Annotated in this window: 15 protein-coding genes and 1 tRNA gene; 9 read left to right on the top strand and 7 right to left on the bottom strand. The window is 32.8% G+C overall.

Annotated elements, in window-relative coordinates; translation table 11 throughout:
• Window positions 1-36: 36 nt before the first annotated feature.
• Both nusA and rimP read right to left on the bottom strand, forming a co-directional pair.
• Window positions 37-1,269 (bottom strand): transcription termination factor NusA, encoded by a 1,233-nt coding sequence (nusA, locus tag V6251_RS07215; RefSeq protein WP_145003674.1) that lies wholly within the window; start codon window positions 1,267-1,269, stop codon window positions 37-39.
• Window positions 1,270-1,282: 13 nt separating this feature from the next.
• Window positions 1,283-1,744: a ribosome assembly cofactor RimP gene (gene rimP, locus V6251_RS07210; protein ID WP_145003677.1), complete on the bottom strand. Its 462-nt coding sequence runs from the start codon at window positions 1,742-1,744 to the stop codon at window positions 1,283-1,285.
• 162 nt (window positions 1,745-1,906) lie between these two features.
• Here rimP and V6251_RS07205 point away from each other — a divergent pair, with 162 nt between their 5' ends.
• Window positions 1,907-2,734 (top strand): universal stress protein, encoded by an 828-nt coding sequence (locus tag V6251_RS07205; protein ID WP_341587606.1) that lies wholly within the window; start codon window positions 1,907-1,909, stop codon window positions 2,732-2,734.
• A gap of 51 nt (window positions 2,735-2,785) precedes the next feature.
• Here the strand turns inward: V6251_RS07205 and V6251_RS07200 are convergent.
• Window positions 2,786-2,858 (bottom strand) — tRNA-Gln (locus tag V6251_RS07200).
• Between the two features lie 151 nt (window positions 2,859-3,009).
• Here V6251_RS07200 and V6251_RS07195 point away from each other — a divergent pair.
• Entirely contained in the window at window positions 3,010-6,318 is a 3,309-nt protein-coding gene (locus tag V6251_RS07195) for a glycosyltransferase family 117 protein (RefSeq protein ID WP_341587605.1), read from the top strand.
• Entirely contained in the window at window positions 6,319-6,945 is a 627-nt protein-coding gene (locus tag V6251_RS07190; protein WP_341587604.1) for a polysaccharide deacetylase family protein, read from the top strand.
• On the opposite strand, the gene V6251_RS07185 is transcribed toward V6251_RS07190, so the two are convergent.
• Together V6251_RS07185 and V6251_RS07180 are read right to left on the bottom strand one after the other, a co-directional pair.
• Window positions 6,942-7,238 carry a thioredoxin family protein gene (locus V6251_RS07185; protein ID WP_145003689.1) on the bottom strand — a complete coding sequence of 99 codons (297 nt, stop codon included), beginning with the start codon at window positions 7,236-7,238 and terminating at the stop codon, window positions 6,942-6,944. The two genes, V6251_RS07190 and V6251_RS07185, sit on opposite strands and share 4 nt — an antisense overlap.
• Before the next feature lie 53 nt (window positions 7,239-7,291).
• Complete coding sequence (locus V6251_RS07180) at window positions 7,292-8,521, bottom strand: metallophosphoesterase (protein ID WP_341587603.1); 1,230 nt, start codon at window positions 8,519-8,521, stop codon at window positions 7,292-7,294.
• Between the two features lie 263 nt (window positions 8,522-8,784).
• On the opposite strand from V6251_RS07180, the gene V6251_RS07175 reads away from it, so the two are divergent.
• From V6251_RS07175 to V6251_RS07150, 6 genes are all read left to right on the top strand, one after another.
• The gene (locus V6251_RS07175) at window positions 8,785-11,718 is read left to right on the top strand and encodes a GH92 family glycosyl hydrolase (RefSeq protein ID WP_341587602.1); all 2,934 of its coding nucleotides are present in this window, start codon (window positions 8,785-8,787) and stop codon (window positions 11,716-11,718) included.
• A 39-nt stretch (window positions 11,719-11,757) separates the two neighbouring features.
• Window positions 11,758-13,422, top strand: coding sequence for an MFS transporter (locus tag V6251_RS07170; RefSeq protein ID WP_341587601.1), 1,665 nt, complete (start codon window positions 11,758-11,760; stop codon window positions 13,420-13,422).
• A gap of 9 nt (window positions 13,423-13,431) precedes the next feature.
• Window positions 13,432-14,451: an isoaspartyl peptidase/L-asparaginase family protein gene (locus tag V6251_RS07165; protein ID WP_341587600.1), complete on the top strand. Its 1,020-nt coding sequence runs from the start codon at window positions 13,432-13,434 to the stop codon at window positions 14,449-14,451.
• 95 nt (window positions 14,452-14,546) lie between these two features.
• Window positions 14,547-17,402: a DNA polymerase I gene (polA, locus tag V6251_RS07160; protein ID WP_341587599.1), complete on the top strand. Its 2,856-nt coding sequence runs from the start codon at window positions 14,547-14,549 to the stop codon at window positions 17,400-17,402.
• Between the two features lie 32 nt (window positions 17,403-17,434).
• The gene (locus tag V6251_RS07155) at window positions 17,435-19,726 is read left to right on the top strand and encodes an McrB family protein (protein WP_341587598.1); all 2,292 of its coding nucleotides are present in this window, start codon (window positions 17,435-17,437) and stop codon (window positions 19,724-19,726) included.
• Between the two features lie 3 nt (window positions 19,727-19,729).
• A complete protein-coding gene (locus tag V6251_RS07150) occupies window positions 19,730-22,027 on the top strand; it encodes a DUF2357 domain-containing protein (protein ID WP_341587597.1) in 2,298 nt (765 codons plus the stop codon).
• A gap of 7 nt (window positions 22,028-22,034) precedes the next feature.
• Here V6251_RS07150 and V6251_RS07145 read toward each other — a convergent pair whose 3' ends face one another.
• Together V6251_RS07145 and V6251_RS07140 are read right to left on the bottom strand one after the other, a co-directional pair.
• Window positions 22,035-22,841: a tryptophan-rich sensory protein gene (locus V6251_RS07145; RefSeq protein ID WP_341587596.1), complete on the bottom strand. Its 807-nt coding sequence runs from the start codon at window positions 22,839-22,841 to the stop codon at window positions 22,035-22,037.
• 73 nt (window positions 22,842-22,914) lie between these two features.
• Complete coding sequence (locus V6251_RS07140) at window positions 22,915-24,867, bottom strand: YgiQ family radical SAM protein (RefSeq protein WP_145003719.1); 1,953 nt, start codon at window positions 24,865-24,867, stop codon at window positions 22,915-22,917.
• Between the last annotated feature and the right edge of the window lie 15 nt (window positions 24,868-24,882).

Here is a 24,882-nt window from a genome sequence, read left to right as displayed (position 1 = left end):
TTGCCTTTAACCTAATTTCTTTTTTTCAAATATATGTTAATCTTCGAACTCTTCCTTAAGAATTCTAATAACATCTAAAATTGTTTCTTCTTCTAAGTCAGTTCTTTTGACTAGATCTGCCACATCTTGCTCCAAAATACTTTTTGCTGTATCTAGACCTGCTTTACTAAATTCTTTGATAATCCAATCCTCTATTTCATCAGAGAATTCTCTTAACTCTACATCTTCCTCAGCTCCTTCTCTTAACACGTCAATTTCGTAACCTGTTAATTGACCAGCTAATCTAATGTTATGTCCACCTCTACCAATTGCTTTACTTACTTCTTCTGGCTTTAAGATTGCTTCTGCACGTTTGTTTTCTTCATCAATCTTGATTGAAGTTACTCTTGCAGGACTTAAAGCTCTGGTAATATACAATTGTAAGTTGTTAGTGTAATTGATCACATCAATGTTTTCATTACCTAATTCACGAACAATACCATGTATACGTGATCCTTTCATTCCGACACAAGCTCCAACAGGATCAATTCTATCGTCGTAAGAGTCAACCGCTACTTTAGCTTTTTCTCCAGGAATACGAACTACATTTTTAATTGTAATTAAACCATCAAATACTTCTGGTATTTCTGATTCAAAAAGTTTTTCTAAGAACTTTGGTGATGTTCTAGACATTATAATTGTTGGCTTATTACCTTTAAGCTCAACACTATCAATAACACCTTTTACATTATCTCCTTTTCTAAAAAAGTCAGAAGGGATTTGCTTATCTTTTGGTAATATGATTTCGTTTCCTTCATCATCTAACAAAATTACAGCTCTGTGACGAATATGATGTACTTCTGCTGTATATAAATCTCCAACTAATTCTTGGAACTGCTTAAATACGTTAGTATTATCGTGTTCATGAATTTTAGAAATTAAATTTTGACGCAATGCTAAAATTGCACGACGACCTAAATCTATTAATTTAACCTCTTCAGACACATCCTCTCCAACTTCAAAATCTGGTTCGATTTTTCTTGCTGCTGTTAACGAGATTTCTTGATTAGGTTCTTCAACTTCACCATCTGCAACAACAACACGATTTCTCCAAATCTCTAAATCTCCTTTATCTGGGTTTATAATAATATCAAAATTATCGTCATCTCCAAATTTTTTCTTCAATGCATTTCTAAATACATCTTCCAAAATAGCCATTAAGGTGACACGATCTATTAATTTATCGTCTTTGAATTCTGAAAAAGATTCAATTAACGCTATATTTTCCATAACTCTATTTGAATTAAAATTTTATTATAACTTTTGCTTCTACAATATCTTTGTAAGCAATATTTTCTTTTTTGTTTACTGTAACCTTACCCTTACCTACTGGTTTTGGCTCTCTAGCCTTCCATTCTAAAGTAATTTCATCCTCATTAGCTTCGGTTAAAACACCTTCAATATTTCCAGTACTTGTTTTAACACCTAAAGTTCTTCCAACATGTTTTGGATATTGTCTTGGCAATGTTAAAGGAGCAGCTGCACCAGACGACATAACCTCTAATGCAAAGTCATGTTCTTCTCTATCAATATTATGTTCGATAGCGCGACTAACAAACATGCAATCTTCAACTTTAACACCTTGATCACCATCAATAATAATATTAATAGCATTCTCTCCATTAACACTAAAATCTATTAAAAATAAATCTTTGCGCTCTGTTAAGGCTTCCTCTAGTAAACTTTTGACTGTATTTATAAACATTTTTAAGTATAAAAAGAGGGGACTTTTAGTCCCCTCAATTTCAGTTTTTCTCTTGCAACGCTGCAAAGATACATAATTTTATTGATTTTCATAACTTTTTAAAAGTCATTTTTTATTACTAACTTTATAATAAGTTCTTTATTAACCATCTAAATCAACATTATGAAAAAACTACTAGTCCCAACTGACTTCTCTACTGAAGCAGAAAATGCAGTTAAAGTTGCTGCTCAATTAGCAAAAAAACATAATTGCGAATTAATATTATTACATATGTTAGAGCTTCCTTTAAACCAATTAAGCACTAATGGTGGCACACCTGCTGATTTACCTGAGGCTGTTTTTTTTATGAAATTAGCACGTAAAGAATTTGAAAAAATACTTGATAAAGACTATTTAAAAGGCATAACGGTTCATGAAGCAGTAGATTTTAACGAAATTTCTAAGGGTATTCTTGAAACCTGTAAAAATCATGATGTCGATTTAATTGTCATGGGATCTCATGGTGCAGAAGGACTTAAAGAACTTTTTATTGGATCTACCACAGAAAAAGTTGTTAGAACCTCCAACACACCTGTTCTGGTTATTAAAAACGAACATGACAATTTTGATATAAAAGATTTTGTGTTTGCTTCAGATTTTAAAAATGACAACAAAGAAACTTATGTACAAGCAGTAAAACTAGCTAACCTTTTTGAGGCGAAAATCCACTTACTTAATGTTAATACACCAAGTAACTTTACAACAACAGCAGCCTCCAAAGTTAGAATGAGAGATTTTATAGCCAATTCAACTTTTGATAATTACACGATAAACATATATAACGACGAAACAATTGAAAAAGGTATATTACATTTTTCTAGAATAATAGATGCCGATTTAATAGGAATTAGCACACACGGACGACAAGGCATTGCTCACTTTTTAAACGGTAGCATTAGCGAAGATTTAGTCAATCATGCTAAACGACCAGTCATTACTTTTAAGATATAAGCAAAAGGTATTAAAATAAAAAAGCTTCCTAAAAAAGGAAGCTTTTTTTTGTTGGCCCACTAGGTTTCGAACCTAGACTCTTTGGTACCAAAAACCAACGTGTTACCAGTTACACCATAGGCCAATCTCGTAATGAGGATGCAAATTTAATACAATTATTTATTCACGCAAACATTTTTTAAAAAAAATTTAAATTAAAACTTAACGTTAACTTAAAAACCGTGTCTGTTTGATAATAATTACTAAATTCGCAACACATAATAAACCTATAATTTATGATGACTTTTAACTTTAAAAAATGGAACTTAATACTTAGTTGGTTCGCTTTTTTAATTGCTCTTATCACTTACACGCTTACTGTGGAACCAACCGTAAGTTATTGGGATGCTGGAGAATATATCTTAACCTCTTCAAAATTACAGGTTGGACATCCACCAGGAGCACCACTATTTCAAATGTTTGGAGCTGTGTTTTCAGTGTTTGCTTTAGACCCTTCACAAATTGGTTATTTAATGAATATGATGAGCGCTGTATCCAGTGCTTTTGCTATTTTATTTATGTTCTGGACAATTATTTTATTATTAGAAAAAATAATTGGACAACCAGAAAAACTTGAAAAAGGACAACAATTTGCCATTTTAGGTAGTGCTTTTGTAGGAAGTTTAGCATTTGCCTTCACAGATTCATTTTGGTTTAACGCTGTAGAAACTGAAGTTTATGCTATGGCTACTTTAATAATGACTGTCATGTTTTATTTAGGTTTACGCTGGGAAAAAGACATGCATAAACCTAGAGGTAATCGCTGGCTAATACTAATAGCCTTTGTCGTAGGTCTTTCTTTCGGAATTCACTTTATGGGATTATTAACCATTCCTGCAATTGGCTTAATCTATTATTTCAAAAACTATAAAACAATAACAATTAAAAACTTTATAATAGCCAATATTGTATCGGTTGCTGTATTGTTATTTGTATTTAAATTAATGTTTCCAAATGTATTAAGATACTTTAGTGCGTTAGAATTATTTTTTGTTAATCAAATAGGATTGCCTTTTAATTCCGGCTCAATAATAGCAGGAATATTACTTATTGCAGCATTTTACTACGGACTAAAATATACGCGAGCTAAAAAATTATATCATATAAATACAGGTATTATATGCTTACTATTTGTATTAATAGGCTCTTCAACTTGGTTAATGTTACCTATTAGAGCAAACGCAAATGTTGTTATTAATGAAAACAACCCTTCTAGTGCTAGAGAACTTTTGGCTTATTATAATCTAGAACAGTATCCAGAAACACATTTATTTTACGGACCATTATTTACTGACCAATACACTGGTTTAGATGAAAACGAACCGTATGTAGATGACAAACCTAAATACGAAAAAGACGAAACAGCAGGCAAATACATTATTGTTAACGATTATAAACGTGCTAAACAAAACTTTAACTCTAAACAAGCTGCTATTTTACCAAGAATGTGGAGTGGAGAAAATGCTGAAAACTACATGCTATTTACTGGCTTTTTGGAATTTAGTCTTAAACCAGAATACCAAGGGGAAGATCGATTAGTACAATCTATGATTGACTTTAAAAGTGATGTTGCTAAAGGTGCAATTGATTATGAAGATTATCATAACTTTTTAAAACAATTTGGACAATTTATCAATATTGAAAAACCATCACTAGCTAGTAATATCTCATACCTATTTGAATACCAACTAGGTTACATGTATTGGAGATATTTTATGTGGAATTTTACTGGTAGACAAGATGACTTACAAGGTCGCTACGACCAACATGGTAATTGGATTAGTGGTGTTAAATTTATTGATGAGTGGCATTTAGGACAATCTCAAGACAATCTACCAAGTGATGTTGCCGATAATAAAGGTCGCAATACGTATTTTTTCTTCCCATTAATTTTAGGATTAATAGGCTTATTTTTCTTATTCAATAAAGACAAAAAATTATTTTGGGTTACCTTGGTATTTTTCTTATTTACAGGATTAGCAATACAAGTATACACCAACGTTAGACCTTTTGAGCCTAGAGAACGTGATTACTCAGTCGTAGGATCGTTTTATGTATTTGCAATATGGATTGGACTTGGTGTCTATGCTATTTTTGATTTATTAAAAAAATACGTATCAAACAAAGTATTAGCTCCAACTATTACTTTAGCGTGCTTACTATTAGTACCTGTAATAATGGCGTCTCAAAACTGGGATGACCATGATAGATCAGGTAAGTATACAGCTTTAGCTATGGCTAAAAAATATTTAGATTCTTGTGGAGAAAATAGTATATTATTCTCCATTGGTGACAATGATACATTTGCCTTATGGTATGCACAAGAGATTGAAAACTATCGTACAGATGTGCGTGTAGTAAACACTAGTTTATTCCAAACAGATTGGTATATTGATCAAATGAAGCGTAAAGCTTATAAGAGTGATCCTATTCCTTCTAGCTTAACCCACGATAAATATAAGCATGGAACAAGAGAATATTTAATGAAACGTTTACGATCTAAAGACACTTTAGACATTGCTACATTTATGAATTTTATAACTAGTGATGATCCAAAGACAAAACTTAAATATGCTTTACAACAAGAAGGAGAAGATTACACACAATATCCTCAGCAATTTTTAAATGCTAACTATTTTCCTGTCGAAAATATCAGAGTACCAGTAGACAAACAATCTGTTTTGGCTAATGGTATTGTAAAAGCAAAAGATAGCGACTTAATAGAAGACTATGTTGACATAACAATAACTGACAATGCCATAACAAAAAACCGTCTATTAATGCTTGATATTGTTGCTAGCAACAATTGGGAACGACCTATATACTTTACAGGTGGAGCTTTTGGAAACGATGACTACATTTGGATGAAAGATTACTTACAACTTGATGGTATGGTCTATAAACTAGTCCCTATAAAAACACCTGTAGCTAGAGCAAATCCTTTTGATATGGGACGCTTGGATACAGAGTTTATGTATAATAAGGTTGTTAATTGGGATTGGGGAAATAGTGGAAGTGATCAAATTTACCATGATCCAGAAACTAGAAGAAACTCAATTACTTACAGAGGAAACTTAGCAAGATTAATTGAAAATTTAATTAATGAAAATCAATTGGATAAAGCTGAAGAAATAGCAGACATAGCTATGAAGAACATGCCTGTTAATAAGTATGGTCATTACACCTTATTAGAGCCTTATATTAGCGCCTACTATGAAGTTGACAATCAAGATAAAGCTAGACAACTATTTACAGAGGTTGCTACCAAATATCAAGAAAACTTAAAATACTACAGCTCCTTAACTAGAGATAATCAAGATAACAACTTTACTGAAATACTTACAGATATTGAGCGCTACAAAGCTTTAGTAGATGTTTTAGTTGAATATGACAGAGAATTTGCCAAAAAAGAATCTATGACTTTTACTAACTATCTAGAATTGTTTAAACAATATTATGATAGCGAGCCTGAGCCAGAAACTAATCCTGCACCAACAGACAAAGATTTTTTACAGCAATTAGATACTGTTTTAAAAAGCGAATAGATGCCTGTTTTTCCTGCAAAAACACCAAAATTAATACAACGCCTTTTTCCAAAGTATATTTGGCAAAAGGCGTCTTTGACTAAGACTATTTATTTAACTTTTGATGATGGTCCTACACCTAAAATCACACAATGGACTTTAGATCTTCTAAAAAAATACAATGCGAAAGCAACATTTTTTTGCATTGGAGATAATATAATAAAGTATCCAGATATTTTTAAATCTGTTCTAAATGATGATCACACAATAGGCAATCATACCTTTAACCATCTTAAAGGATGGCATACAGATACTTATAGTTATGTAGAAAATGCTGAAAAAGCGCAACAATTAATTGATCCAGACAACAAACATCTGTTTAGACCTCCTTTTGGGAAAATCAAACGCAAACAAGCCAATCAATTAATTAAAAGAGGTTATAAAATAGTTATGTGGAGCGTTATATCTTATGACTGGGAAGTCAAAGTTACACCAGAACAATGCTTACAAAATGTTATAAAAAATAGTGCTTCGGGAAGTATTATCGTATTTCATGATAGCATAAAAGCTTCAAAAAACATGCAATACGCACTACCTAAAGTTTTAGAGTATTTTAGCAATAAAGGCTATCAGTTTAAAGCGCTTTAAACAAACTGCTGTACAATACTTATTAAAGTATTAGCATCTTGTTCGCCACTTTGACGCCATTTCATTTCTCCATTTTTATAGATAATTAAAGTTGGCAATCCTTTGACACGTAAGGCTTCAGATAGTTCTTGATTTTTGTCAACATCTATCTTTATTACTTTTGCCTTATCACCAAGTGCTGCAGCTACATCGCGTAAAACTGCATGCATGGCTTTTGATGGCTCATTCCATTCTGTAAAAAAGTCTAACAATACAGGAATTTCGACATCTATTAATTCTCCAAATTTTGACATTTGATTTTCAGTTTAGTTCAAACTAGTCACTAAAATATAACATTTAGTTGTAATTAAGCAATTTGCGTCCCTTTTTTAAGTTCTATGACTGTTATTTCTGGCCAAATTCCTACACGTCCAGGGTAAGCTAAATAACCAAAACCTCTGTTAACGTTAATGTATTGACCTTTTTCTTTATAGATTCCTGCCCAATGTTTATAACGCCATTTAACAGGACTCCATTTAATCCAACCCGGAATTTCTATTCCAAACTGCATGCCATGTGTATGCCCACTTAACGTTAAATGATAGTGATTACTATGGTCTATTACCTGTTCTGCCCAATGTGAAGGGTCATGCGATAGCAATACCTTAAAATCATTTGAGTCAATATTAAATGACGCTTTATCCAAGTCTCCAGCTTTTTTAAAACCACCTATTCCCCAATTTTCTACACCTACTAATGCTAATTTTTGTCCATCTTTTTCAATGTAACGACTCTCATTTAATAATAAATCAAAACCAATCTCTTTCTGGATAGCTATTAATTCATTTAAATTATCATGTTTATCTTGCTCTGTTGCCCAATCTACGTAATCACCATAATCATGATTCCCTAATACAGAAAACACACCATCTTTTGCTGTCAGTTTGGAAAAGGTGTCTTTCCAATCATACATTTCGGATGCTTTATTATTAACCAAATCTCCTGTAAACAATATAACGTCTCCTTGTTGCTTGTTTACTAAATCAACAGCGTAATTAATTTTTTCTTTATTATCAAAACTTCCAGAATGGATATCGCTAATATGTGTCATTTTATAGCCATCAAACGCGTCTGGTAAATCTTCAAAATGTAATGTGTATTTTAAAACCTTATAATTGTATCGTCCTTGATACATACCATAAAGCAACGAGGCAAATGGTATTGCTGCCAGACCTAATCCAATTTGGCTTATAAATTTACGTCTAGAGGGTAGATAAAAGGATTCTTTAGTAATAAAATATTTATCATATAGGCTTATAAATGATCTAATAATGTCCTCTCCTATTAATATAGGAACAAGCACTAAATTAAAAGCCATAAAGGATAACAAAAAACCAATAGCATAACCTCTACCTCCTGATATCACTCTACCTTCGGATGGTGACGCAAATTGATACACCATATTTAAGGCAACAACAAGTGCTATTGCAAAAAACAAATAATGTACCCAACTTGATTTAAATACTGTTTTAATAGCCTGAAAACCATAAACAGTTAATAATATATATAAAAGTGAAATAATAATTAGACGTGTCATAACTTAGTTTAGACTACAAATTTAACTAATATGACACTCAATTATCTTAGCAATTTGTTAAACGTTTTGATTTTTAATTCTTTATGCTAAGTCCTTTTTATGATTATAAGCTGATTTAATATTTTTTGTTTTCTGATTTAATTAAAACTAATGAAGCCTTTAAATCTAAATCTGTTTATATATTAAACACAAGTACTGGTCATAGAATTTTTTGAAGCTTCATTTTTAATTATATTAGATGCTTATAAAAGCTATTCTTTCTAATGAAACTAAAACTAACCGCGTTTTTGATCCTATGTTTATTCATTTCTAGCTGTAATGACAAAACCAAAAATAAAAAGCCAACAACCACAGAAAAACCTTTAATAGCCTATGTCAATCCTTTAATTGGTTCAGGAGGTCATGGTCATACGTATCCAGGAGCTACTATGCCTTTTGGAATGATGCAACTTAGTCCTGACACTAGACTAGAAGGTTGGGATGGTTGTTCTGGATACCACTATAGTGATAGTTATATCTATGGCTTTTCGCATACACATTTAAGCGGAACTGGTGTTTCGGACTATGGAGATATTTTAATCATGCCAACCAATAAGGTTAATTTTAATAATGGAGCAGATGGAAAACCTGGTTATCGTGCTCATTTTTCTCATGATAATGAAGTCGCTCAACCTGGTTATTACAAAGTACATTTAGATAGTACAAATATTGATGTAGAATTAACGGTTTCTAAACGAAGTGGGATTCATAAATATCAATTTCCGTCTGCTGAAAATCAAGTTGTAATTATAGATTTAGAACATCGTGACGAACTACTTTCTGGAGTTATCAGACACATTTCAGAAACCGAAGTAGTTGGCTATAGATATTCAAAAGCTTGGGCTGCTAAACAAATGCTTCATTATTATATTAAATTTTCTCATCCATTTGAAAAAGAATTCAAAAAAACATCACCTAACAATGGTGAATACAAAAATGCTTTTAAATTTATTAATCCAAACAACGAACCTGTTTACGTTAAAATAGGCATTAGCGCTGTCGACGAAGCTGGTGCAAGAAAAAACCTTAAAGAAGAAATAGGAGAACATACATTTGAAGAGGTAAAAAATACAGCTCAAGATATTTGGGAAAAACAATTACAAAAAATTGTAATCCAAGATAAAAATATTGATAACAAAACCAACTTTTACACCTCAATGTATCATGTGGCTTTAGCACCTAATTTGTATCAAGATGTCGATGGTCGTTATCGTGGTATGGACCTAAAAATTCACACAACCAAAGCTTTCGACTATTATACAGTCTTCTCGCTTTGGGACACCTATCGTGCAGCACACCCATTATACACCATCATAAATCAAGACAAAACCAACGATTTTATAAACACCTTTATTGCTAAATATAACGAAGGTGGCATTATGCCAATTTGGGATTTAAGTGCCAATTACACAGGCTGTATGATTGGCTACCATGCAGTACCAGTAATTGCAGATGCCTACTTAAAAGGCATAAAAAATTATGATATCGACAAAGCTTTTGAGGCAATGAAGCATAGTGCAACAAGAGATAAATTAGGCCTAAAAAGCTATAAGCAATTCGGTTTTATTCCTGTGGAAGAAGAAAGCGAATCTGTTTCTAAAACCTTGGAATATGCTTATGACGATTGGACTATTGCTCAAATGGCAAAAAGTTTAGGCAAGCTAGACGATTATAAAACGTATTCGGAGAGAGCACAATATTATAAAAACAGTTTTGATCCCGAAACGCAGTTTATGAGAGGACGTTACAGAAACACTTGGTTTGCACCTTTTGATCCTTACGAAGTCAATTTTAATTACACTGAGGCTAATGCTTGGCAATACAGTTTTTACGTACCACAAGACATCTCTGGTTTTACGACACTTCTAGGCGGAAAAGACAAACTAGACGCTAATTTAGACAAACTATTTGTTGCAAAAGACCAAACCTCTGGACGACATCAAGTGGATATTACAGGCTTAATTGGGCAATATGCACATGGCAACGAGCCTAGTCACCACATGGCTTATCTTTATAATTTTGTAAATAAACCACACAAGACTCAAGAAAAAGTCTATCAAATTTTAACAGAATTATACAAAAATAATCCTGACGGAATCTCTGGTAACGAAGATTGTGGTCAAATGAGTGCTTGGTACATTTTTAGTAGCCTAGGTTTTTACCCAGTAACGCCTGGTAGTAACAATTATATTATTGGTACACCGCTTTTTGAAAAAGCAACCATTAATCTAGAAAACGGTAAACAGTTTACAATTTCGACAGATAATTTAAGTTCTAAAAATTTTTATATCGCTTCCGCAGAATTAAATGGCAGTCCGCTAAATCAGTCTTTTATCAATCATTCAGATATTATCAATGGTGGTACACTTCATTTTAAAATGACAAACCAACCCTCTACTTGGGCTACAAAAGACAACCAAGTTCCAAAAACCGAAATTACAGAACATCTCATCACTCCTGCTCCATTTATTGCAAAAGGTGATATAGCCTTTAAAGGCGAAACTGAAGTTGTTTTAGATAATGTAGACAAACAAGTTGCAACTTACTACAGCCTAGATAATCAAAGTTTTAAACCATACCAACAACCCTTTACTGTCTCTAAAGCTACATTGTTACAAGTCTATTCAGAAAAAAACGGAATTAAAAGTGCCACTATCCAAACCCAATTTTATAAAATAGATCCAAATATTTCAATTAAGCTAGAAACCGAATATGCAAATCAATATAATGGTGGCGGAAACAACGCGTTAATAGATGGTATATACGGAACACAAGATTTTAGAACCGGAACTTGGCAAGGTTATCAAGACAAAGACTTAATAGCAACCGTTGATTTAGGTAGCGCAAAACAAGTAAATCTTGTAACATTAAATTTTTTACAAGAACAAAGATCGTGGATATTTTATCCAACCCAAGTTAGTTGTTTTGGCTCGACAGATGGTATTAATTTTAAACCAATTGATGCCACTAAATCTGTTAATAGCACACAACCATCTGAGGACACAGAAATCAAAAAGGTATTTTTCAAACAAGTACCAAAACCATATCGTTACATAAAAATCATAGCAAAAAAACTAGGCAAACTTCCAGAATGGCATTTAGGTTACAAACATGATGGCAGAAGTTGGCTTTTTGTGGACGAAATCACTATCAAATAACATTAATAACTATATTTAGGACAAATTAAAAACCAACCAATGGAAAACCAAAATAACAAATCTGCTTTAACAACCTTAGTTACTGTCTTCTTTTTTTGGGGATTTATAGCTGCTTCAAACAGTGTGTTTATCCCTTTTTGTAAAACCTATTTTGATATCGATCAATTTCAATCGCAATTAGTCGATTTTGCTTTTTATGGTGCTTATTACATTGGCGCCTTACTATTGTTTATAATATCCAGCACAATTAAAAAAGACATCTTAAATGCTTGGGGTTATAAAAACGGAATTATTTATGGATTACTCCTTTCTGCAATTGGCGCTTTTGTTATGTATCCTGCAACAGCTGGTGCAGAACAAGGACAAACTAGTATTTTTTATTTTGTATTAATTGCACTTTTTATTGTTGGACTTGGTTTTTCATTACAACAAACCACTGCTAACCCATTTGCTATTGCATTAGGAGACCCTAAAACTGGCTCACACAGACTAAATCTTGCTGGCGGAATCAACTCTTTTGGTACTACCATTGGACCTATTGTAGTTGCATTTATCATTTTTGGTTCTACACCTTTATCTGGTGACGAGTTGGCTGCTATGATTAAAAATAACGAGATTACACTTAACACTGTACAAATGCTATATTTAGGTGTTGGTGTCTTATTTTTATTAGCAGCAGCATTATTTTATTTCTCAAAAAAATTACCTGCTTTAAAATCTGAAACTGCTTTTGAGCCAGCTAATAAAGCCAAAAACTTGTTAATCGTGTTAACCTTAATAATCATTGGTTGTTTTGGTTACATTTTTAGTACTTATACAAGTAATGAAGTTGCTTCAGAAGCTTTAGAAAATAAACGCTTAGTCTTTTTAATTATCGCATTAGCTGCTGTTGTTGGATGTTTAGTATTTGCTTATTCTAGTTCTTCTAAAAAATCAGAAGGTTGGGGAGCAATGAAGTATCCTCAATTAGTTTTAGGGATGCTTGCTATTTTTACATACGTTGGTGTAGAGGTTACTGTTGGTAGTAATTTAGGTGAACTACTAAAAAAAGCTGTAGACGGAACAAACCTAAACGAATTAGGCTTACCAATCCTAAACGATGCACAAATCGCACCTTATATTTCACTGTATTGGGGAGGATTAATGGTTGGTCGTTGGGTTGGAGCTATTACAGTTTTTAACCCAAGTAAAGGCCTAAAAAAATGGCTATTAATTATAGTGCCTTACGTTGCTTTTGGAGTAATATTATTGGTCAATTTTGGAAAATACTCGTCTAATCAAATCTTATTTTTCGCCATATGCGTTGCAGTACAAATTGGAGGTTTCTTTTATGCTAAAGACAATCCAGTTACAACATTAAAAACATTTAGTTTATTAGGTGTTTTAGCTATGGTAATCGGACTATTAACTTCTGGTAACGTCGCATTATTTGCTTTTTTATCTGGTGGATTGTTCTGCTCAATTATGTGGCCTTGTATATTTACTTTAAGTATTGCAGGTTTAGGCAAATACACGTCTCAAGGATCTGCATTTTTAATAATGATGATTTTAGGTGGAGCAATTATTCCGCCTTTACAAGGTAAATTAGCAGATGTCTTTGGTATACAATCGTCTTACATTATAGCTGTACTATGCTTTGGTTATTTATTATTTTATACTTTTAGGACTAAATCCATTTTGGACAAACAAGGTGTAACGTATTAATTACATAATATGGATAGAAGAAAGTTTTTAAAAAACGCATCATTAACCAGTATTGGTCTAGCAGCAGGAAGTTCAGTATTGGCTTGTGCCAAAACCGAAAAAACGTTAACTGATGCTACGCAACAAAAAGAAAACACTACAACCATAATTGACAACACAAGTTTTCCTGTATCCATTTGCACTTGGGGATTTGTAGATGCCAATGCAAAAGCAGGTCAAACGCTGGAAAAAGGTGTAAAAGCTTTAGATGCTGCTATTGCTGGTGTCGCTATTGAGGAAGAAAACCTAACCAATACAACCGTTGGTAAAGGTGGTGCACCAGACAGAGATGGCCAAGTAACGCTAGACGCTTGCGTTATGGACAGTTCTGGAGATTGTGGTGCTGTTGTTTGTGTCCAAAACATTACCAATGTAGCACTTCTAGCTAAAAAAGTAATGACAGAAACACCTCATGTTATACTAGCTGCAAAAGGCGCCGAAGATTTTGCCTACACACAAGGCTTTAAAAAAGAAAACCTACTTACAGAAGCCTCAAAAAAAGCATGGGAAGCCTGGAAAAAAACATCAAAATATAAGCCTATTATCAACATAGAAAATCATGATACCATTGGTATGTTATGCTTGGATAAAGATGGTGACATTGCAGGTGCCTGTACAACCTCTGGATTATCTTATAAAATGAAAGGACGCGTTGGCGACTCGCCAATCATAGGCTCTGGATTATTTGTTGACAATCAAGTTGGTGGTGCTGCTGCAACTGGTTTAGGTGAAGAAGTTTTAAAAACCGTAGGAAGCTTTTTAATCGTAGAGCTGATGCGCAACGGAATGCATCCGCAACAAGCTTGTGAAGAAGCCATAAACCGTATAGTCAATAAAAATAAAAACCACAAAGATTTTCAGGTAGCCTACATTGCAATCAACAAAGCAGGTCAAACAGGTTCGTATTGTATTCATCCTGGATTTGCGTACATGAAATATCAGCATGGTAAAAACGAAAGAATCTTATCTAAAGCATTCTTAAAAGCTTAATCAATAATTTACTGTTTTAAGTACAGAAGTTATCAAATTTTAAAGCAAACCTGCGTTAAGTTTTGTAGTTTTGGTATTCTATCAAAATTACTATTATGTCAGACAATAAACGCGTCTTTTTAGTCGATGCCTACGCTTTAATTTTTAGAGGTTATTACGCCTTTATAAAAAACCCACGAATAAACTCTAAAGGAGAAGACACCTCTGCTATTATGGGTTTTATGAACTCGTTATTAGATGTTATTAAGCGTGAGCGTCCTGACCATTTAGCAGTATGTTTTGATAAAGGTGGAAGTGCTGACAGAGTCGAAATGTTTGAAGCCTATAAAGCCAATCGTGACGAAACGCCTGAAGGTATTAAAACTGCTGTACCCTACATCATGGAGATTTTAAAAGCCATGCATATTCCAATTATGGTTAAAGCTGGTTATGAAGCGGATGATGTTATAGGGACTTTAGCTAAACAAGCCGAAAAAGAAGGCTACCAAACCTTTATGGTAACACCTGATAAAGATTTTGCGCAATTAGTTAGTGAAAACATTTTTATGTACAGACCTGTGTTTGGAGGTGGTTATGAAACTTGGGGAATCCCAGAAGTACAGAAAAAATTTGAAGTAACAGACCCTTTACAAGTCATTGACTTTTTAGGAATGATGGGAGATGCCAGTGATAATATTCCTGGTTTACCTGGTGTTGGAGAAAAAACCGCTAAAAAGTTTTTAGCACAATACGGTAGCATGGAAAACCTTTTTGCCAACACACACGAGCTTAAAGGTAAAATGAAAGAAAAGATTGAAGCCAACCAAGAGTTAGGTTTACTTTCTAAAAAACTAGCAACTATCATGTTAGACGTTCCTGTGACATTTAACGCTAAAGATTTTGAGTTAGACGCTCCAGATATTCCTAAAGTTACTGCCATTTTTCAGGAATTAGAATTTAGACGTCTAATAGATAATTTCACAAAAACCTTTACTTCTGGTGCAGAAGCCACATCGCTTGCTAACGACAACCCTTCGGAAAAAGCAGCACCAAAAGTGACGCCTAAAGAGGCTGAAAGTGCTGGAGCTGGTCAATTTAATTTATTTGGAGGCGACCCAAATTCCGCAACAGCGACATCTGACACAGATAGCTTAGCACGAAAAACTGCCGAAACTACTGCACATTTTTACCAAAGTGTAGCCTCAGGAATGGCGACTACATTATTTATCAAAAACTTAATGAATCAGACGTCTGTGTGTTTTGATACCGAAACCACAGGTTTAAACCCATTAACTGCAGAGTTGGTTGGGATTTCATTTTCATGGGAAATTGGTAAAGGCTTTTACCTTCCCTTTCCGGATAACAAAACCGAAGCACAAGCACTAATCGAAACGCTTAGACCATTTTTTGAAAGTGAGACCATTCAGAAAATTGGACAAAATTTAAAATACGATATTAAGGTACTAGCCAAATACAATGTACAAGTCAAAGGTCCATTATTTGACACCATGTTAGCGCATTATTTAATTAATCCTGACATGCGTCATAATATGGATGTTTTGGCAGAAACGTATTTAAACTATACACCAATTACTATCACAGAATTGATTGGTAAAAAGGGAAAAAACCAATTATCCATGCGTGATGTTCCGTTGGAAAAACAAACGGAATATGCGGTTGAAGATGCTGATATCACGCTACAATTAAAAGAACATTTTGAAAAGGAATTAGGCGAAGCTAACACCCAAAAATTATTTGACGATATTGAGGTGCCTTTATTACGTGTATTGGCTGCAATGGAGTTAGAAGGTATTAATTTGGATGTTGACTTTTTAAATAGCCTATCAGACGAATTAAATAACGATATCAACACCTTAGAACGTAAAATATATGAGGTTGCTGGAGAAGAATTTAATATTGCTTCACCAAAACAATTAGGTATTATTTTATTTGAAAAACTAAAATTGGTTGATAAACCTAAAAAGACAAAAACAGGTCAATATGCAACAGGAGAAGACATACTGTCTTACCTAGCTAAGGACCACGAAATTATTCGCAATATTTTAGATTATCGTGGTTTAGCAAAACTTAAAAGCACCTATGTGGATGCGTTACCACTTCAGGTCGAGCCTGCAACAGGTCGTGTACATACAGATTATATGCAAACCGTTGCTGCTACAGGACGATTAAGTAGTAATAATCCAAACTTACAGAATATTCCGATACGTACAGAACGTGGACGTCAAGTCCGTAAAGCGTTTGTACCACGTAATGAAGATTATACACTTTTAGCTGCGGATTATAGCCAAATAGAACTACGTATTATTGCTGCGTTAAGCGAGGAAGAAACCATGATTGAAGCCTTTAAAAATGGAGAGGACATTCACGCTTCCACTGCATCAAAAGTCTTTAATGTGCCTTTAAACGAAGTCACACGCGAGCAACGTAGTAATGCTAAAACCGTAAACTTTGGGATTATCTATGGTGTGTCTGCTTTTGGATTGAGTAACCAAACCGATTTATCGCGTGGTGAAGCCAAAGAACTTATTGATACCTACTACGAAACCTACCCTAAGCTTAAAAAATACATGAGTGCTCAAGTAGATTTTGCACGTGATCATGGTTATGTAAAAACTATTTTAGATCGTAGACGTTACTTAAAAGATATAAATAGTCGTAATGCTGTGGTACGTGGTGCAGCAGAGCGTAATGCGGTTAATGCACCAATCCAAGGTAGTGCTGCAGACATTATTAAAATTGCCATGATTAACATTTATAACAAACTAGAAGCTGGTAATTATAAAACCAAAATGCTACTACAAGTACATGATGAATTGGTGTTTGATGTTTACAAACCTGAACTTGAAGAAATGAAAACCTTAATTAAAACCGAAATGGAAGGTGCTTTTAAAATGGAAGTGCCTTTAGATGTTGAAGTGGATACTGGTTTGAATTGGTTGGAGGCGCATTAGGATTCTATTTAAACGAATTAGTTTTAATAAAAATGAATGAAAATAATTTTACTTGGGTAAAAACCCATAATGAAATAACAAAATATCTTAGCACAAAAGAAAATAATCAATCAGTTTTAATAGAATTATTAAAATCTGTTGGAATTACTCCTTTCAATGACAAAGCAAAAATTGGGTCTGAATCGCATGATATCGAATTAAATGAAATTGACCCATTTACTTTTTATTGTTATATATATAAATATGGAGAGCAAAGAAGGCTTTATTTTCTTCAGGCAATAGCAAAAAACATTGGAGCTCAAATTCCAAATGATGAAAAAGGAATACCTTCTGCCCAAGCTCAAAAAGTATGGCTATTTCCATATAAATATGATAGAGTCAATAATGAAATATCTAGATTATGGGGCTTTTTCAAAAAAGCTTTAAACGACAAAATCACGGATTTAGATTTTTCAGATGTTTTAAAAATTAGTAGTATTGGAAAAACTAAATTGACTGAAGCGCTCTTTTATATTAAACCTGAAAAATATTTACCAATAAATGGACCTACCAAACCATTTATTGAATTAGAGCTTGGCTTAAATCCTCGGTTCAATACATATTCAGAATATATAACTTTATTAAAGGCTATAAAAAGAAAAACCAATGTTCCCTTTTATGAATTATCTTATAAGGCTTGGGAATGGAACGAGGACAGAAAAAACAACAAAATGAGTAATGAATCAAGATATTCAGAGCAATTATTATCTTTTTTAGAACAAGCAAAAACTGATAATTTAAAAACAAAACATTATCAAAAAGCCTACAAGGAAACTAAAGTAAGAGTAAGTTTTGGTCAAGGAAATTCCGCAAAAATACCTTGGATATCTTTTTTAAAAGAGCCTTTCACCACAAGTGACGGAATTTATCCTGTTTATTTATTTTATAAGAATATAAATAAATTAATACTTGCTTATGGAAGGAGTGAGACTAATAAACCTATTGTAGAATGGAATATTAATAAAGCACAAAGTATATCAAGATACTTTGAAGAAAACAATTTTGAAAAGCCAGAAAGATATGGTGATTCTTATGTGTTTAGAGTTTATGATGTTAGTAAGCTACCAAATGAGAAAATACTAAATGATGATTTAGATGAAATCATTGAAAAATATTCTACGTTAGGAAGTAATGAATCTACACCAGAAAAAAATAATAACTCTATGAGATTTGATTTAGAGAGTTTTGAAGAAAATTGCAAGTCTTCGGGTTTAACTTATAATTCTCAGTTAATCACAAGATACATTGCCTCATTAGCAACAAAACCATTTGTATTATTAAGTGGTTTATCTGGTTCTGGTAAAACTAAATTAGCACAAGCTTTTGCACGATGGATTGCAAAAGATGAGTCTCAATATTGTATTGTACCTGTTGGAGCAGATTGGACTAACAGAGAGCCTTTATTAGGCTACTCTAACGCACTAAATGACGAACAATATATATTACCTGAAAATGGTGCTTTAAAATTACTTATTGAAGCTAACAAAGAAGAAAATAACAATAAACCATATTTCTTGCTTTTAGATGAAATGAATCTGAGTCACGTAGAACGTTACTTTGCAGATTTTTTAAGTGTTATGGAGTCTAAAGATAAACTTAAATTGCATTCTGAAGGCCTAAAAAATGGAGTGCCTTCTCATATAAGTTGGCCAAGTAACTTATTTATTATTGGAACCGTTAACATAGACGAAACAACATATATGTTTAGTCCTAAAGTTTTAGATAGAGCTAATGTTATTGAATTTAGAGTTAATAAAACTGACATTGCAGAATTTTTGAAAGAACCTAAAGAGATTGATTTTACGAACCTTGATAATAAAGGCGCTTCAATGGGAGAACATTTTGTTTCAATAACAACTAACAAAGCATTCCCAGAAATAGACACTAAAATATTAAACGAAAAATTAGTTTTGTTTTTCGAAGAATTGAAAAAAACAGGAGCTGAATTTGGTTATCGTACAGCAACAGAAATACATAGACTTTACAACCAGTTGACTACTTTGGATATTGACATGCAAGAAACCACGAAAATAGACATTGCTATTATGCAAAAACTATTGCCTAAACTTCATGGATCTAGACGTAAATTATTTCCAGTTTTAGAAACGTTAGCCTCTTTATGTGTAGGAAAAGATGTTGACGCCAGCAAAGCATTTTTAAACAATACAGAAACAATTGTTTATAATAACAATGCTGATGTTTTATATCCTTTATCATTAGAAAAAATAACAAGAATGTACAAAGGTGCAATCGATAATGGTTTTGCTAGTTATGCTGAAGCTTAAAACATGGTGAAAGAACAATCCATAAAAATTGATTTATCTCATATTGAAGATGGTTTACATCTATATATCGACACCAAACACAAAGGTGATATAGAAGTTGATACGACCAATTTTTATGAGCATGAAGCTACTTACCAATTAAAAGAAGGTTCTTATTACGATTTTGAATTCTCTGACAATACTAGTCCTGAAAAGTATCGCTTAATCTGTAGTGACCAAACTAATATTGTACAAAGCAGAAAAAGAAAAGAGCATATTGGTATAATAGCTCCTAATATTTTTGTTGGAACTTTAACCTTACAAATTTTTAGCGTTGATAATCAAGATAAAAAATGGAACTTAAAATTAGAGGTACAATCTAAAAAAGCTTCATATAGAAAAGATTATCAGTACATGCTAAATGATATTACTTCAAAATGTACAGATTTAATAATTCAAGCCAACTCTCCAGTTAGTCATTCTTTCGAAACTGATTTTAACACAGATAACAAAACATTATATCAACGTTTCGCATTTGTAAGTTCAATTATCAATTCTGAAGATTTTGAAGATGCTATACAACGTATTGTAACTAGTCCAACTACAAATTGGACAGAAGAATCAGAACTAACAGATGCAAGAAAAATAAAGCGATTTAAAAACTCAGAATTAAGGTCATTAATAAATTCTGATAACAGATTAAAATTAAATAATTCACATCCTTTATATAAACAAGGAATACAATCTGTTGCAACAAAAATAGAATCATACAGAAAATTTGAGAGTGTTGACACTTCAGAAAATCGTTTTATAAAACATGCTTTAGAAACATTTTTAAAATTCTGTATGGATATTGCAAATCATCCAAATGCAGGAATTAGACTTAAAGAAGAAGCAGATATTGTATTGGAAAAATTAGAAACTCATCTTCAACATGACTTATTTAAGCAAGTTTCTAGACCAACCACTTTAAAACTTAACAGTCCAACACTTCAAAAAAAGGAAGGTTATAGAGAAATATTAAAAGTTTGGTTAAAATTTGATTTAGCAGCTAAATTGGTTTGGAATGGCGGAGACGAAGTCTATAGTGGTGGAAAAAAAGACATTGCTACTTTATACGAATATTGGTTATTTTTTAAATTATTAGAAGTTTTAAAACAAGTTTTTGATATTGAACCAAAGGAATTAGAAAAACTTATTGTTCCATCAAAAGATAACTTAAGCTTACAACTTAAACAAGGAAAAGTTACAGCACTAAAAGGCACTTACACAAAAGCAAATAGACATTTAAATATTAGATTTAATTATAACAGAAGCTTTACAGGTGGTACAGAAGATATTTCTAAAACTGGAAGTTGGACAACTACACTAAGACCAGATTACACATTATCTATTTGGCCAACAAAACTAAAAGAAACTGAAGCTGAAGCCAAAGACCAGATTGTGCATATTCATTTTGATGCCAAATATAAGATTGCAAATATTAATCAAATATTAGGAACAGAAACAAATGAAGAAAGTTTAAATAATGAAAAAAAAGAAAACTTAAAAGGAATCTATAAAAATGCAGATTTATTAAAAATGCATGCTTATAAAGATGCCATTAGAAGAACAAGTGGAGCTTATGTTTTATATCCTGGAGAAACAAATAAACCCATTAGAGGTTTTCATGAAGTATTACCAGGTTTAGGAGCCTTCCCTATAAAACCTTCAGAAAATGAAAACGAAACTATTTACTTAGAAAACTTTATCAAAGAGGTATTAAATCACTTTTTAAATTCTGCTTCACAACGAGAAAATATTGCTCACAAAAGCTACACTATTTATAAAAACGATAAACCTAACGAAATTTTAGAACCAATTCCAGAGTATTTAGATACAGATAAACGACAAAAATTAATACCTGACGACACTAATGTATTGGTTGGTTTTTATAACAATGAAAGCCAATATAATTGGATTTCTAAAAAAGGGTTATATAATTTCAGAATGGGTTCTGGAAATGGCTCTTTAGTTTTAGATAAAGAAACTGTTTCAGCTAAATATTTATTACTCCATACACATAAAGACAAGTCATCGGGTAACTTATGGAAAATTGTTAGTAAAGGACCAAAAGTGTTTTCAAAAGGCAATTTAATTAAAAAAGGATATGCTAATCCATCACAAGATTACTATTTAATTATAGAGTTAGAAAAAGTAGATTTAGAAGAATTTGGAAATAATAAATGGGACTTCAGAAAATTAAAAAATTACAATTCAGGTAACGCTTCTGCTAAACCTTACACTACAACCATATCTGAGTTGATGAAATATAAAATATAATTCACCCCTAACTTTTCCTACCCTCAAAATATTCCATACACTTAATAGCAGGATTTGTTTTTCGGTTTTTAAAGCCATGTGCAGCGCTGCTTACAATTAAAATTAAAGCTGCAACTAATGCAGTGTAGGCTACAGTAGTATTTGCGTTGTTATTAGCTACGTAAATAGCAATTAAAGCCCAAGCTCCAACTAGTGCAAATTCGCGCATGTTACGTGTCCAGGTAACTATTAAGTTTATTACTGTGGCTATCCCAATTAATAGTAAGGTCCAAACGGTTGGTGATAACCCAAAACCATCCCAATTATATTTTACTAAAACTGCTGAGACATTGGCAATACTAGCTACTGTAATCCAACCACTATAGATAACAAATGGCCACCACAAAAACACGATAACAGAGATTGGTGCATCAAACAGTTCCATTTTATTTTTAAGGACTATTTGTAATAATGCGAAAAGTATTATAAAAATAAATACTGAGGATAATACAGTATAACCATAAATCCAGGTGACGATCCAAGCACAATTAGCAATACATGAAATAGCAAACCACCAACCTGTTGTTAGTACAAAGTCGTCATTTCTGACCTTGACAAACAAACTACGTCCTTGATAAACAATAAATCCTGTTAAAAGCAAATAGATGATTCCCCAAATGGAAAATGCGTATCCTGCTGGTGTAAATAAGGTATTGTATTGTTTAGAGACTTCGCCAATGGTTGTGTTATTTAATAAACCAGTATTGGATAAATAGTTCATTATAATCACGCAGACAAAAGCAATCCCATTAATTATTTGTAGTTGTTTTTTCATAGTTATAATATACTACAATTAAAACATCTTGAAAAAATTCTACACCAAAAAAAAGTTAATAGATTACTAATTTTTAACGACGTTTGTTTTTGCTTTTAAACTTAGCCTTATTCTTACGTTGATTAAACGGAACAGCGTCATTAAAGGTGTTTTTAGCTTCACCTTTAGGTTTGTTTTTTCGCCATTTCTCCTCTTTACCAGGTAACAGCACGTCTAATAAGTCTTGACGTCCTAATTTGTTTAAGGTCTTTTTGATCCACGCTTTGTTTTCGTCTTTATACCAAAAGAAAAAACGGTGTTGTTCGTCTTTCTCTTTTCTAGTAATTGGTGTATTTACTTTTTTAAGCGTGTATGGATGGTAACCACTATAATAAATTACAGTAGCCACAGTCATTGGTGTTGGTGTAAACCCTTGTACTTGCTCTAACTGGAATCCCATGTCTTTGGTTTCGGCAGCTAGATTAGCCATATCTTCAACCTCACAAGCAGGATGATTAGAAATAAAGTAAGGTATTAACTGTAGTTTTAATCCTTTAGCAATATTAATCTTATCAAAACGCTCTTTAAACTTATGGAAGTACTTAAACGACGGTTTACGCATTAATTTTAATACAGGATCACTAGTATGCTCTGGAGCCACTTTAAGTCGTCCAGAGACGTGCTTAGTCATGACTTCTTCTGTATAGGCATCTAACTCTTTTGGATCTGCATTTTTATTAAATTCTGGGACTAACATATCGTGTCGGATTCCAGAACCTATAAACGATTTTTTAACTTTTGGATGACTATCAACCGCTTGGTACAATTCGGTTAACGGTTTATGAGACGTATCTAAATTACTACATATTACTGGCGAAATACAACTTGGTGCGACGCATTTATCGCAAATAGACTGAACTTTACCCTTCATTTGATACATATTGGCACTTGGTCCACCAATATCACTTAAATACCCTTTAAAATCAGGCATATTTGCAACAGTATCAACTTCTTTTAAAATAGATTCCTTACTACGTGAGGCAATAAATTTTCCTTGGTGCGCAGATATGGTACAAAAACTACAACCACCAAAACAACCTCTGTGAATGTTGATGGAAAACTTAATCATCTCGAACGCAGGAATTGGTCCACGTTTATCATACTTTGGATGTGGTAATCGTGTGTATGGTAAATCAAATGACGCATCAATTTCTGCTTCGGTCATTGTTGGATATGGTGGATTAATCATTAACACCTTATCCCCTACTTTTTGGAAAATTCGTCTTGCAGCTAATTTATTGGACTCTTGCTCGATGACCTTAAAATTAGAGGCATATTTTTTCTTATCCTTTAAACAGGTTTCATGCGAAGCAATTTCAATATCTTCCCAATTACTGTTCTTAGGTATTTTTTCGTCTTTATTCATTAATACAGCGGTTTGATTAACTGTATTAATACTACTAAATGGTACGCCTTTTTCTAACAAACGTATGATTTCACGTAAAGGTTGTTCTCCCATTCCGTACACCAACATATCTGCTTTAGAGGTTTCTAAAATTGTTGGCATTAATTGATCACTCCAATAATCGTAGTGTGTTACACGACGTAAAGATCCTTCAATACCACCAATTAAAACTGGAGTGTCTGGCCATTTTTCTTTTAAAATCTTAGAATATACAGACGATGCATAATCAGGTCTAAATCCAATGTCACCATTTGGCGTATAGGCATCCTTATCACGTTTCTTTTTATTAGCATTATAATTGCTAATCATGGGATCCATACAACCACCTGTAACTCCAAAAAATAATCTTGGTTTACCTAATTTTACAAAGTCCTGAAGATTATCGTTAACATTAGGTTGTGGTACAATAGCGACACGTAAGCCAAAACTTTCTAGCAAACGTCCAATAACTGCTGGACCAAACGTCGGATGATCCACGTAGGCGTCTCCACTAAAAAGTATGACGTCTAGCTCTTGCCAACCACGTATCTTAACCTCTTTGTTAGTGGTAGGTAACCAATCTGATAATTTTAATTCTTGCATAACGTTGCAAAAGTA

This window comes from Olleya sp. Ti.3.14 (assembly GCF_038154885.1).
Classification (GTDB): domain Bacteria; phylum Bacteroidota; class Bacteroidia; order Flavobacteriales; family Flavobacteriaceae; genus Olleya.
This window is presented reverse-complemented; position numbering and strand designations above follow the sequence as displayed.

What these genes read in the sequence shown, in the direction of transcription:
- nusA (WP_145003674.1), bottom strand. Translation starts at nt 1,269, where the DNA reads ATGGAAAATATAGCGTTAATTGAATCTTTTTCAGAATTCAAAGACGAT.
- rimP (WP_145003677.1), bottom strand. Translation starts at nt 1,744, where the DNA reads ATGTTTATAAATACAGTCAAAAGTTTACTAGAGGAAGCCTTAACAGAG.
- V6251_RS07205 (WP_341587606.1), top strand. Translation starts at nt 1,907, where the DNA reads ATGAAAAAACTACTAGTCCCAACTGACTTCTCTACTGAAGCAGAAAAT.
- V6251_RS07195 (WP_341587605.1), top strand. Translation starts at nt 3,010, where the DNA reads ATGATGACTTTTAACTTTAAAAAATGGAACTTAATACTTAGTTGGTTC.
- V6251_RS07190 (WP_341587604.1), top strand. Translation starts at nt 6,319, where the DNA reads ATGCCTGTTTTTCCTGCAAAAACACCAAAATTAATACAACGCCTTTTT.
- V6251_RS07185 (WP_145003689.1), bottom strand. Translation starts at nt 7,238, where the DNA reads ATGTCAAAATTTGGAGAATTAATAGATGTCGAAATTCCTGTATTGTTA.
- V6251_RS07180 (WP_341587603.1), bottom strand. Translation starts at nt 8,521, where the DNA reads ATGACACGTCTAATTATTATTTCACTTTTATATATATTATTAACTGTT.
- V6251_RS07175 (WP_341587602.1), top strand. Translation starts at nt 8,785, where the DNA reads ATGAAACTAAAACTAACCGCGTTTTTGATCCTATGTTTATTCATTTCT.
- V6251_RS07170 (WP_341587601.1), top strand. Translation starts at nt 11,758, where the DNA reads ATGGAAAACCAAAATAACAAATCTGCTTTAACAACCTTAGTTACTGTC.
- V6251_RS07165 (WP_341587600.1), top strand. Translation starts at nt 13,432, where the DNA reads ATGGATAGAAGAAAGTTTTTAAAAAACGCATCATTAACCAGTATTGGT.
- polA (WP_341587599.1), top strand. Translation starts at nt 14,547, where the DNA reads ATGTCAGACAATAAACGCGTCTTTTTAGTCGATGCCTACGCTTTAATT.
- V6251_RS07155 (WP_341587598.1), top strand. Translation starts at nt 17,435, where the DNA reads ATGAATGAAAATAATTTTACTTGGGTAAAAACCCATAATGAAATAACA.
- V6251_RS07150 (WP_341587597.1), top strand. Translation starts at nt 19,730, where the DNA reads ATGGTGAAAGAACAATCCATAAAAATTGATTTATCTCATATTGAAGAT.
- V6251_RS07145 (WP_341587596.1), bottom strand. Translation starts at nt 22,841, where the DNA reads ATGAAAAAACAACTACAAATAATTAATGGGATTGCTTTTGTCTGCGTG.
- V6251_RS07140 (WP_145003719.1), bottom strand. Translation starts at nt 24,867, where the DNA reads ATGCAAGAATTAAAATTATCAGATTGGTTACCTACCACTAACAAAGAG.